This window comes from Microbacter margulisiae (assembly GCF_014192515.1).
GTDB classification, from domain to species: Bacteria; Bacteroidota; Bacteroidia; order Bacteroidales; family Paludibacteraceae; genus Microbacter; species Microbacter margulisiae.
On the sequence record NZ_JACHYB010000001.1, the window covers coordinates 868,203 to 881,234 of the forward strand.

Below are 13,032 nucleotides of genomic sequence, written 5' to 3' on the forward strand. Positions count from 1 at the left end.
GTAGATACATAAGATGAAATTTTATAGCAAGAGACTCATTATGAAGTTGGGCTGTTAGCAACTGTACTTGTGGTTTGATTTTGTTACACGTATATAATCCTGAGATGTTTGATTGAATTAGATTAAAATCTTGTTCCCACTGAACTTTTATTTGCTCAGTATTTCAATCCATTCAAGCATTATGTTGCTTCTCGGTAAAGGATTCCGGAACGAGGAGTTTGGATTTTCATGGATTCCTGAGTACATTTGAATCAAAATTCGGTTGCCATGCCTGATTCATACATAAGAATTGCACAACAGGCAGGCAGATCGCCAAAGTAAGATCAAAACCAGCACTACGTTAAACGACAAACAACATGGATCTCTACCTGCATTCTTTTCTTCATCTCGTATTTATTGGTTTTGTGGCGCTTTTCCCTGTAGTCAACCCCATTGGGACAGCTTTTATCCTAAACCCTTACTTTTCCAGTTTAACCCTGAAAGAAAGGAGGAAAGTAGTGAAACGTATCGTGTTGTACGCATTCGTCCTCAGTGTGGTCACCTTGCTTGTGGGACATTGGATACTGGAGCTTTTCGGATTAACGGTGCCGGTAATCCAGTTAGCAGGGGGAATTATGATTTGTAAGATCGGGTGGGAATTTCTATCAACCGACAAGCCCAAAGATAATAATGCGAATGCGGCCCTGTCGCAACAATCAAACCTGACTTCCATCCAGGATCAACTCTTCTATCCAATCACCTTTCCCATGACAACGGGAGCAGGTACTATCGCTGTGCTATTTACACTGAGTGCCAATAGTGAAGCCAAGTCATTGCCCCTTTACCTCATCAACTCGGGAGCTTTGATCCTCTCCATCATCGGTATTTGCATTCTGATCTTTTTCTTTTACGTCAACGCAAACCGATTGATCAACTATATGGGTTCACACAGTGAAAAAATCGTTAACCGATTGAGCGCATTCCTGATTTTCTGCGTGGGTTTGCAAATTGCCATTCAGGGAATCATGCATCTTATCCACGGATAAAGTATCATTTACCGTTTTCCGGTAGGGATATTGCCCTTTTGATCCATTGTGACTTTAAAAGTTGGAGGTTCATAGTCGTCAGCCCAGTATTGTTCGGGAATAGAAGTCAGATTCCCGTCACGTTGCGCATGATAATGTGGCGACATGATTTCAATACCCCGTTCATTGCACACGTCCTGAATATTTTGGTGCAACTCCGAATAAATCTGCATCATCTGTTGTGGAGCTTTGGTGTAACCGTTGATCTGATAGGAAACATAAAAGTCGTCGAGACTGGTTTGCAGCACAAATGGTTTCGGTTCCTTCAAGATAAGGTTCGTCCGTAATGCTGCATCAATCAAAGCCTGGTGCATATCTTTCCATGGGACATCATAGCCAATCGTAACGGTAGTGTGCAGAATCAAACCCTTATCCGGAGCGTCACTGCTGTAATTGATGGAATGGCTGCTCATCACGGTAGAGTTCGGAATGGAAATAATCTCGTTCTTGATGGTCCGAATACGGGTGACCAACAACGATTTTTCGATTACATCACCCACCACATCGCCAATCTTAACCCTGTCTCCTATTTTGAACAATCGCATGTAGGTGATGACCAATCCTGAAATAATATTGGACAACGAACCACTTGAACCAAATGTCAGAAGAAATCCTAAAAATACGGAGACTCCCCGAAAAATGGGAGATTCACTCCCCGGAAGATACGGAAAGATGACGATCACCAGAAAAGCCAATATCAACATCCGTATGATCTGGTAGGTAGGATTAGCCCAATCGGGATAAAAACCGGGAAGACGTAAGTTACCTTTCTCCACTTCGTTCTTCAGGAAACCGAGTCCCTTAAGAATGTACCTGAAAATAAAGAGGATGACAAGAATGGTAACCAGCTTGGGCAGGTAATTCCAAAAAGCAACCGCGATGTGTTTCACCGGATTGAGAATATACCCGAATAGCAGCGTTGAAACTCCTTTTGTCCAGGGAAATATGCTGAAAATAATGGGCAATGCAATATAGATCACCAGCAGGATAAGAATCCATTTCAGTATAGTTACCGTTCGTAGCAATATTCTTATCTGCCGTTTTGCATCAAAAAGTACATAGCCTTTAATCTTAATTTCTTTGATCAGTGTGTTCTCTTTTTGGATAATCTGCATAACCAAGAACTTTGTTCCCCTCCGGATAAAATAGATGATCGTAAAAACGACAATGAGAACAAGCAAAGCCATGCCAATCTGTTTAGCAAGCATCCCAAAACTGGTCTCCGAATGATATTTTATAACTTCATTGGCAATGATCTGCTGATATTTTTGCGCCAATCCCGTCTGGGTCGTGTCATTCCACAGAGCATCATTCTCGGACACACTCAGGATGATTTTGTCACCAAATGATATATCGACGGTTGTTTCAGAAGGAGAAACTTTCAGGGAATCAGCCCTGAACATAAAATAGGAACCAAGATCGCGGATGCGCTCTGAAATGGCATTTGCCCTATCTTTTGCCGAAAAACTGCCCAGACGGCTATATACATAAAACAGAGTATCATTAAATAAACCTGCTACCGGAAAGCCTTTCACCTTCAACCGCAAAGAAGCTATCTGTGCTTTTTTCTGTGCTATCCGGTCTTTTTCTTTCGTTTGAAGTTCAAGCAACTGTTTTTGCAACACCTCTTTTTTTGCATTGTCAGCCGACTTGAGCGACATGAGTTGCGTTTCGAGCTGGCTTCGTTTCACGGAATCCTCAACCCTTTGCTTTTCAAACAATGCCAATTTCGACTCATAAGCATCTAACAGGACAACACTTGAAGTATCACTCTTCACCGCTTTGGATTGCTCCTTACCTGACAACGGAAAGGCAACCAGTGAAAAAGATAAACAGAGGGTAGCAATCTGCAACCTTTTGAAAATCCCGGATATTCTCATATTCATATGGTTTATGCCAGCTATGTTATAATTGATCTTGTAAAGTTAATATATAAAAATGGTTTTTGCACTATCAGACTCAGGTTAAACATAAAGTAAAAGGGGATTTACGCTATTGACAAAGAAAATAAAACAAATAGTTTGTTGTTGTGACGGAACCATCATTATCTGACAAATCAGCATGTTATATGCTAAAAAAGTTTGATCATCAAAATTATTTTGTTATATTTGCATAGATGGTTTCGTTTCCGTTACGAAACCGATGATAAGCTCCCGGCTGCTTTACAGCCCTCCCCTTCGTAGTACTATTCATTTTCTAAAACTACTCTTGTTATGAACACAGCAAATGACACCACGCCCAATACTATGCTCGATCTGAAAGCAATGATCATTATGCTCACCGGATTTATTCTATTCTTCTTTATCTATCAATTTGTTTATCAACGATTAAGGCGATTTGCCCAGAAAACATCCAACACATGGGATGATTTTGTGGTAGAACTGTTCCGTTATCCATTGTTAGGATTCTTCATCTGGATAATGATCAAGCTGTTTACGTTGGTTTTTCTGCACGATCTGGCTATTTTCCAGTATCTGTCGCATATCAACGCTATCCTGCTTATTATATCAATTGCCTGGATACTAATGAAGGGAGTAAAATTGGGCGTTTACCTTCTGGAACGCAAAATAGATATCCGTATATCGAACAACCTGCAAGCCAGGAAAAACCTGACGCAAATAAAAGTATTCAAAAGCATCTCAAACGCCATTATAGGCATTGTTGCATTTGCCTTAATCCTGATGACGTTCGATCAGGCCAAAGAGATCGGGAAAAGCTTACTAACATCTGCCGGTATTATCAGTGTCATTGTGGGTTTTGCTGCACAAAAAAGTATTGGAATGTTTTTAGCAGGTATTCAGATCGCCATCACACAGCCTATCCGACTCGACGATGTTGTCATTGTGGAAGGAGAATGGGGAAAAATAGAAGAGATCTCTCTTACCTATGTCGTGGTACAAATTTGGGATTCGAGACGGCTTGTATTACCCATTACATATTTTCTGGAAACACCTTTTCAAAACTGGACAAAAACCAGTGCCGACATAATGGGAACTGTCTTCTTTTATGTCGGCTTCGATTTTCCTGTACAAGCGCTCCGGGATTTCCTTCCTGAGATTTTAAAAAACAATGCCAACTGGGATGGCAAGGTGGTAAATGTACAGGTGACCAATGCGAACGAACGATTCAAAGAGTTAAGGGTGCTGGTGAGCAGTACCGACGCATCAAGGAATTGGGATCTGCGTGTCGAGGTTCGGGAAAAAGTTATTGATTTCATCCAAAAGAACTATCCACACTGTTTTGTCAAAATTCAAATCAAAAATGACACTCCTAATCCGGGACAAACAGTCGGAGAGACATTCCAAAATCCAATTTTTTAGTGGATATCAAATACCTAAACAACTTTCGGCAAATATAATCACCTGAAAGAAATTGAATGTCGGTTTCAGCAGAGAAGATATTTACAACAAAAATAAATTAGTGGCAACTAAGAATCCTCTTCCCTACGTAAAATAAATTACTGAAAATCATTTTCTTCCTCAGATTCAAAATGATCTCCTTATTGTATTTTCGTACTATAGAAAAGCTATTTTTTAGCGATCCGGAGAAAGAGTGACTAAAAAAAATAAAAATCATTGCCAGCTTAAAATATAATATTGATCTTTGAGGGATAAAAGAACCGGTTACGTACACGTCAAATGCCATACTCCTTTTTAGACCAGGGTGTGTTACAAAAACAAACAAATTTAGCCGGGTTGAACCTCAAACCAATCATGGGAAAATACACAAACCACTTCATTGGCTTTTCGGCTACAAAAGCATGGCAGATACGATTTCAATCCGTTATCATTTTTGGATTGCTGTTGCTAATGATGCCCGGGAGCATGCTCGCAGTAACAGGTAAATGGTACAGCAAAGTTACGGGGAAAAACATTGATTACACCTCATCCGAAGCTGATAAGCCCCATAAAGACTTTGCGGGAGGTTATGCCACCATTGTTTATCTCGAAAACCTGAGCTTTCATAAAATCGGAAGAAACAGTAATGCCAAAGACGTAGCATGGTTACGTTCACATGGTTATCGGGTGATCGAACTGAATTATTCACACAACAGGAACGCCGTCACACCGAAGATCAACAAAGATATTATTGCAATCAACGATTCCATAGGAAGAGGTTCGTTTTGCGGATACCACAACTGTTCCCATTTCGAATCTTATATTTTATTCGAAGGGTACCGGATTGCACGCAATGTCCCCTACTTCATCGATAATCCGAAAGTGTACAATACCCCTGAACAGTACACCCAAGGCGACACGTTACACATGGATGTCATCTATCCCGCAAATACTTCAGTCAAGGTACCTATTGTTTTGTCCTTTTCCTATAGTAACAGCTACGCCACCTACGATTCGAACAAAAAGATGCTGATCAATACCAACAGGGAGCAACGGATGAATCTTGCCTATACATTTGCCGGATTCAATGACTCATTTCTGGAAGGAGCGCCGGCAAATGGCATCGCTTGGGCAATCGCCGACCATCCTAAATACTGTCCCTGGGGAAAAGGGAAACCTTTGAACGGACGTAACGATACATATAAATCATATGAAGTCAACCCCGACGTAGCCCAAAAGGTAAAATCAGCTATTCGTACATTACGGGGGTTGGGATCCCGGTTTAATTTGTCAGGCAAGATCGGCATCTATGGCTTCTCCCGTGGATCGTCCGCAGGATCCATGGCTATCGGCGATCGTTATGTTCCAACATTTGAAAAAGCAGGATTTCATATCGGAATTTCCGACAGAGTGCAGGCAGCAGCATTAGGACCAGGTGTTTTTGACTACTCCCTTATCTACGATCCGAAAGAAGATGACGCTTCGGGTTTAAGGCTCCGGTGTCCCTGGGCATGGGGCCCTATGACGGATAATTACAAACTCTGGCAATCTATGGGGGCAGCCTATTTGGTGAAATCTTCGGCTACATCTCCGGTACTGTTTTTTTACAACACAAACGATGAACATTATTATCAGGATCAGATAGCCCACCTGAAAGCAAAACTGGATTCATTGAAGGTTCCAACAGAGACATTAGTTAATTATGGCACCGGTCATGCAGTTCCTCAAACACAAGCTTCGTTAATTAAGCTTTACCGTTTCTTCAGACGCTATTTGCAACCACCGACTGTAGCGGAAAAATAAGTAATATAAAAAAAACCAACCCATATGCATGAAGTCATTATTGAGAAAATGACAGAGAAATCATGGAAGGAAGTTGCAAAAATTTACCAAGCCGGTATTGCAACCAAAAATGCTACGTTTGAGACAGAAGTGCCAGACTGGGAAACGTGGGATAAGTCCCACAGAAAAGATTGCAGACTGGTTGCTTTGATGAATCATCAAATCGTAGGATGGGTTGCGTTATCATCTGTTTCAAGTCGGTGCATCTATGCAGGAGTGGCCGAAGTCAGCATCTATGTTAATCCTGATTTTCAACGCAAAGGTATCGGGGATAAATTAATGGAGGCCGTAATAACCGAATCGGAAGCAAAAGGAATATGGACATTACAAGCTGGGATCTTTCCGGAAAACAAAGGAAGTTTGGCATTGCATTATAAACACGGCTTCCGAACTGTCGGCATTAAAAAGCGGATCGGCAAAATGGACAACATATGGCGTGATGTAACTTTTCTGGAACGTAGGAGTAAAGTTGCAGGGATCAACTAACCAAAACATTCTCCTATTTCAGAAAAATGTGAAGGCGCTTTTTCATTCGCCTCCACATATCATCAACCAATGTCTAATTTTTCCCTACGGCCTGTAAATAGGCAATCTGCTTGGTCTTATAAGCTGTTTTTGCATCAATAAGCTCATTCTGGGATTGCTGCAGCATAGCTTCAGCTTCAAGCATATCCGAGATGTTAATCATACCAGCATGGAAATTATCCTGGTTGAGCCTTAAATTCTCTTCGGCTTGTTGCACTGTAACTTTCGCAACACCAATTTGGGAATAAGCTTCCACCAATTCATCCCATGCTTTCTGGATTTGCAGCGTCAATAATTCCGAATTATTTTCCAGATCATTGGCCGCTATCTGTTCCTTGATGTGACGCTCTTTAATGGCATGCGAAGCTTCCCACCAATCGGTCAATGGAACTTTCACCGACACAAATGCCAGTGTATTAAAATCTTTCATGGTAGAAAAATTATAATATGCTTCGCTTACTCCCACTCCAATTTCAGGCAAATAAGAACCTACCTTAATCTGGGTTTGTAGTTTTTGGGCTTTTACATTATCTTGTAAGAGCTTGTATTCCTCGCGATTGGCAAGAGCTTGTTGCGGATTTACGTAAAAATGTTCCGGCAGCACTATTGAATCGATGTTTTGCGTAAAAACCAACGCTGAATCATACGGGATACCAATATATTGACAAAGTGCCATTTTACTCAATGTAATACCATGTTCCAGTTTCAGACGGTTCATTGAAAGTTCACTTTGTTTTAGCATCACCTTCATTACCTCGTTCCTATTGATTAGTCCGGCATGATAAGCATCGTTGGCTTGTTTGTACAACGAATCGAGGAAACAACTGTAACGGTTGAGTGTCTTCATTTTTTCTCCCAGCGTATTGACCTGCCAGAATGCTTCTTCAGTATGCAAAAGCACTTCATTTACAGCCAGTTTTTCTTTTGAACGATTCGCTGATATACCCACACTGGCCAGTTTATTACCATTGATAATTCGCCCTCCAGTAAACACTGGTTGAGTCAGCGTAACGGTAGATAACATTCCCTTGTCGAAATAATTCAGATTTATCCCAGGAAAATAAGCAAATTGAGTTGCAGTAGGCAAAGTAGCTGGATTTCCGTTATATACGGGTAAGTTACCTCCCGGGATAGACATTTTCAACAATGGTTTATCCGCCAAAAATCCGTTCATTGAAGCACTGACTGACGGGAAGTATTTCGTCAATGCGCTTGCTTTTACCTGTTTAGCCGCCTGAACATCCAGTTTGGCATCTTTCACAATCGAATTGTTGCTAATAGCCAACTGTTTACATTGTTCCAGACTGTATGATTTCTGTGCCATAGTGTGTCCAAACCCTGTTGCCATGATTAAAAGTACAATCATCAACGGTTTAATGTACGGACTTGTAGCTGTAGAAACTTTATCTTCCGTCACAATCATATCATGATGGCGATAGATCATCCAGTAAGCTACTGGCAAAATCAACACTAACAACACCATGGAAGTTAATGTTCCAAAGAAAATAACCACACCCATAGGGCTCCATAATGAACTGTGACTTAATATCATGGGAACCACACCCATGGAAGCAGCTGCAGAAGTTAAGAATATAGGCCTCATCCGTCGTTTTCCCGCATCAATGGCAGCCGTCATGATTGACTCGTTATGCTTATATCTTAATCCTTCGGCATAGTCCAGCATAATCATTCCGTTCCTGACAATGATCCCTACCAGACTTACCACTCCCAGAATAGACGTAAGGCTAAAATCGACATGCATAATCAACACGCCCAGTAAGGCTCCGAACAAACTCAAAGCAGCAGAACCAAATACCAACAGGGCAAGGCGAACCTTTTTAAAGTGGAACATTAGGATCAGGAAGATAATGACCAGACTGGCTATCAATCCTTCAATAATGCCTGGTAATGTATCGGCATCCGATTCATGTGCCCCTCCGTAACTGAGGGTCACTCCTGAAGGTATATGAACTGTTTCGACCACTTTTCTCACCTGGCTAAACACATTGTTCGTATTTAACCCTCTGGCAACATCGGCCATAACCGTCAATGTAGGAACTCCGTTGCGACGCACTAGTTGTCCCTGTGTCCAACCCGGTGTCACTGTTGCAATTTGCCGTAAAGGGACAGATACACCCGGAATCACGGAATGAATGTAGGTATTTGCAACATCCATCACATGTTGTTGTCCTGCATCGTCTGTTTTTAACATTACAGAAACAGGATAATCTTTTTCCCATATTGTCGTCAATGGCAATCCGTTAAAATTAGCAGCCAGTTGTGACGAAACCATTGCCTGTGTAATACCCAACTGATTGGCGGTAACACTATTCAGATTAACTTTGGCAATAGGTTGCTGAGTTTCAAAATCAGTATGTACCCAACGCAAGGAATTCATCATGCGCATTTTTGCCAGTAGGCTATCCCCCGTCTGCATCAAAGTTGCTTCGTCATTTCCCGAAAGACGCACTTCAATCATAGCCTGTACAGGTTCGAAATCAAGCTGCTTAAACCTAACATAAGCATTTGGAAAATAACGGGAATACTTATCACTGTACTCATTCAGCAATGCTACCGTTGCATCGTTGGAAATCGTATTGACAATGAACTGTGCATAATTTTTCGATGGAAAATTGGGCGCATAAGCCGTATGGAAACGAGGAGAACTTGTTCCGATAAAAGCTGTAATAGATTTCACGCGGTTATCTTTGCGTAACATATCCTGAAGGCTATCCGCTACAAGTGCCGTTTGTTGCAAGGCGCTTCCATCAGGAAGATAAATCTCAACAGCAAATTGGTTACGTTCGGCCGTTGGCATCAATCGCTGCGGAACAAAAATGAACAAAACCACGCCTGCCAGAATGGTTAACCCACCTAACCACAATGTGCGCTTAGGATGCTTAAATGCACGCATCAGAAACTTCTCATAGGTTGTCTGAATCAGTTTCAACGAATCGAAATGCTTTTTCTTGGGTTCTTTCGTCCCTGCAGAAAATCCGGTCTTGACAAAATGATACTGCAAATAAGGAATCACCAAAATGGCTACCAACAATGATACACCCAACGTAATAGTAACTGTCCACGGGAACATTTGAACAAAGTCTCTGAACTCACCTTTGAGGGTAATCAGAAAAGGAAAGAACGTGATACTGATCGCCAATGTTGCAGCAAAAATAGCACCAAGAAACTCTTTGGCACTGGCAATGGATGCATACCATCTCGACATACCTTCATCCAGCTTCTGCATATAATCATCCACAATGACGACAGAGTTATCAACAATCATACCCAGCACCACAATCAATCCCGCCAGTGTAACTGTATTCAGTTCCATGCCAAAGATATCCATAATGCCCAGCGAGATGAAAATGGTGATGGGTATTGACGAGGCGGCCACAGATGCCACCCGGAGTGGCAACAACAACATGGTCACCAATATGACGGCCAGAATAGCAATCATGAATTCCCTTAAAAAGACTTCTATTGAATCACTAACGATTTGTGGCTGGTTCACAATACGATTAATAGTGATTCCGGGAGGTAATGTCTTTTGAAAATCTTTCAACACTTTCTCTACATCCTTCCCATATTTCACAATATTATGGCCCTGAAGCATCTCCATGGAAATCAGCAAACATTTTTTGCCGTTAATCTGGATATAACTATCCGGTTTCGGATATTCCCGGACAATACGTGCTACGTCTTTCAAACGGATCACTGCCCCAGACGGATCACTGTAAATAATCTGATTGGCGACATCCTGTTCTGATTGATACTGACTGGATACATGAATAGGAACAGTGGTATTCCCATTATCCACTGTTCCCCCGACAGTGCGCAACCCCTGCGTAAAAAGTGTCGCCAGAATTGTATTTTCAGAGATACCATATTTATCCAGTTTATTTTTATCCAGATAAACAGCAATTTGCTCTTTTTCAAGTCCATAATGACGCACATTTGACACGGAAGGAATTCTCCGTAGCTGGTCTTCCAGACGGTAGAGGTAATGTTCCAAATCTCGATAACTCTTGTTTTGTGATTCAAGCGTAATCAACAAAGCCGATGTGTCTCCAAAGTTATTATCGGCTACCAGAGCAAGTACACCTGAAGGTAACTGTGCTTTCAAATTATTCAGGCCATAACTCAACTTCGACCAAAATTCATCGGAATTTGTCACATTATCGTTCAAAGTCACGTAAATAACCATCATGCCATCGCGTGAATGGGAATACGTCTTTGCCTTGTTTACCTCCTTAAAGCTAAACAGATATCTTTCAACCTGTGTGGTTAATTGTTCTTCCACCTCTTTGGCTGTTGCTCCTGGATAAACGCCTACAATCAATCCCTGTCGGATGGTAAATGTAGGAAATTCCTGCCGCGGCATATCATACAAAGCAAAACCACCAATTAAAATGAATAAAGCAACAACCAAGAAAACAAGTTGTTTGTATTTCATAGCGGCTTCAACCGCTCCAATTCTTCTTCGCATATCAATGAATTATTTGAATCAACGACTGATCGTCAATTTTCTGATTACCTTCCACAACTATTTTATCACCATTGCTGAGCCCTGCCATAACAGCCACATTCCCGTTACCGACAGCTTCACCCACCTGAATAACCTGTTTGTGAACTGTACGTCCATCTTTGTTGGCCACATACACATACGACTGATTATTTGTATCAATCATGATGGCTGTTTGCGGAACGGTAATCATCGGCTGAGCAGACTGCGGAGTAATCACCACATTACAAACCATACCCGGGCGCAATTGTTCTTCTTTATTTGACAACGCTATTTTAATGGCATAGGTGTGTGAAAGCGGATCAGCTTCGACTCCCTTTTCAGTTATCTTACCTGTAAATGATTCATTATTCAAAGCAGCCACCGTTACTGTCGCCTGTTCTCCCAACTGAATATTGGCAATCTGATTTTCGGGGATCGGTACAACAGCATTCACCTTTTCAATTTTCAGCAAACTCAACACCTCCACATCAGGCAAGACATTCATCCCCGGCTCGACCATCCGCTTGCCTATTACGCCGTGGGTCGGAGCTTTCAATACGCAATCCGACAAGGAATTTCTTGCCAGTTGAGCTGTTGATCGTGCCTGTTGCAAATCGCTTTCAATCTCCACCATTTTGACATCAGGCAAACTACCTTTTTTGTATATTTGGGATAAACGGTTATATGCGTCCTGAGCCTGGCGTTCTTTTGCCAGGGCAATTTGATAACTGCTTTTGTAACTTTTCTCGTCTAATTTTGCCAGTACCGTGCCTTGACTGACCGTCTGTCCTTCGGAAACATTAACGGCTGATACAGTCCCTGCTGTAGCAAAACTCAAAGGGATAGAAACCGATTCGCGGATCGTACCTACATATTCCTGCCCGATATTGATCGTCGAGGGTTCTACGGTCAACACCTTAACCGGCATTGATCTTTGACTTTGCGAATCAGACGAATGGCCGTTACAGCCATATAACAAACTCACCACAACAGCAATAGTAGCCATTGATAACATTGTTTTTTTGATCATACTTTTTTCAATTAAGATTATTGAATAGAATTATAACTATATCTTTTACCTCTCATACTACAACGTTGCAGTCGTCGCTCTAAAACCTTTAATAAATAAATTAACCATAACATGACTACGAACTTCCCATTCAGGTACCGGAGAGTCAAGAGCCAAATCGATCAATATGCTTCGGGTAGCCGTTACAATCATATAGGCCAATAAATCAGCGCCTTCACTTATTTCAGAAGTAAACTCTTTATTTTCAACCCCTAATTCCAAAATAGACTTCACTGTTTTAATATCCTCCAAATTGATTTTCTTTATCAGGGTACGAACCCGAGAAGCATTGTCATCCACAAATTCGTTGCGGACAATATTGTAGAGATTCACTTTGACCTGCACCATCTTGAGTGAAGTAAAAAAGTAAGATTCCAATTTCTCTTCTGCTGTTGAAGCAGATTCAATCGCTTTCTGCGTCTCTTGAAAGACTTCTTGTGCCTCTCGACGAATCACTTCATCAAAAATCTCTTCCTTACTTGGATAATAATAGTAGAGCGTACTTTTCCCCTTGCCTGACCGTTTGGCAATATCTTCCATCGTGGTTTTTCTCAAACCATACTGTTGAAACAACTTTTGTGCGGAGTTTAAGATCTCCTCTCTCACCATATCTTCCTTATTCATAACTATATCTTATATTTTTGGACTAAAAACGTTTTTCAGTCCAAAAGTACAATCAAAAAAACA

Annotated in this window: 8 protein-coding genes; 4 read left to right on the forward strand and 4 right to left on the reverse strand. The window is 41.4% G+C overall.

The genetic code is table 11. The annotated features are described in order from the left end of the window. Positions 1 to 356 precede the first annotated feature (356 nt). A complete protein-coding gene (locus tag FHX64_RS03605) occupies positions 357 to 1,025 on the forward strand; it encodes a MarC family protein (protein WP_183412465.1) in 669 nt (222 codons plus the stop codon). A gap of 8 nt (positions 1,026 to 1,033) precedes the next feature. On the opposite strand, the gene FHX64_RS03610 is transcribed toward FHX64_RS03605, so the two are convergent. Beyond that, the gene (locus FHX64_RS03610) at positions 1,034 to 2,944 is read right to left on the reverse strand and encodes a mechanosensitive ion channel family protein (RefSeq protein ID WP_221202138.1); all 1,911 of its coding nucleotides are present in this window, start codon (positions 2,942 to 2,944) and stop codon (positions 1,034 to 1,036) included. 333 nt (positions 2,945 to 3,277) lie between these two features. On the opposite strand from FHX64_RS03610, the gene FHX64_RS03615 reads away from it, so the two are divergent. The 3 genes from FHX64_RS03615 (at position 3,278) to FHX64_RS03625 (ending at position 6,730) form a co-directional block, all read left to right on the forward strand. Further along, positions 3,278 to 4,384: a mechanosensitive ion channel family protein gene (locus FHX64_RS03615; protein WP_183412467.1), complete on the forward strand. Its 1,107-nt coding sequence runs from the start codon at positions 3,278 to 3,280 to the stop codon at positions 4,382 to 4,384. Between the two features lie 393 nt (positions 4,385 to 4,777). Further along, entirely contained in the window at positions 4,778 to 6,205 is a 1,428-nt protein-coding gene (locus FHX64_RS03620) for an alpha/beta hydrolase family protein (protein WP_183412468.1), read from the forward strand. A 24-nt stretch (positions 6,206 to 6,229) separates the two neighbouring features. After that, positions 6,230 to 6,730, forward strand: a complete 501-nt coding sequence (locus FHX64_RS03625; protein ID WP_183412469.1) for a GNAT family N-acetyltransferase — start codon at positions 6,230 to 6,232, stop codon at positions 6,728 to 6,730. Positions 6,731 to 6,803: 73 nt separating this feature from the next. On the opposite strand, the gene FHX64_RS03630 is transcribed toward FHX64_RS03625, so the two are convergent. The 3 genes from FHX64_RS03630 to FHX64_RS03640 are packed head-to-tail and all read right to left on the reverse strand — an operon-like array spanning position 6,804 to position 12,969. After that, complete coding sequence (locus FHX64_RS03630) at positions 6,804 to 11,258, reverse strand: efflux RND transporter permease subunit (protein ID WP_183412470.1); 4,455 nt, start codon at positions 11,256 to 11,258, stop codon at positions 6,804 to 6,806. Between the two features lies 1 nt (position 11,259). Then, on the reverse strand, positions 11,260 to 12,306 hold the full coding sequence (locus tag FHX64_RS03635) for an efflux RND transporter periplasmic adaptor subunit (RefSeq protein ID WP_183412471.1): 1,047 nt from the start codon (positions 12,304 to 12,306) through the stop codon (positions 11,260 to 11,262). A gap of 57 nt (positions 12,307 to 12,363) precedes the next feature. Beyond that, positions 12,364 to 12,969, reverse strand: a complete 606-nt coding sequence (locus tag FHX64_RS03640; protein WP_183412472.1) for a TetR/AcrR family transcriptional regulator — start codon at positions 12,967 to 12,969, stop codon at positions 12,364 to 12,366. Positions 12,970 to 13,032: the final 63 nt, after the last annotated feature.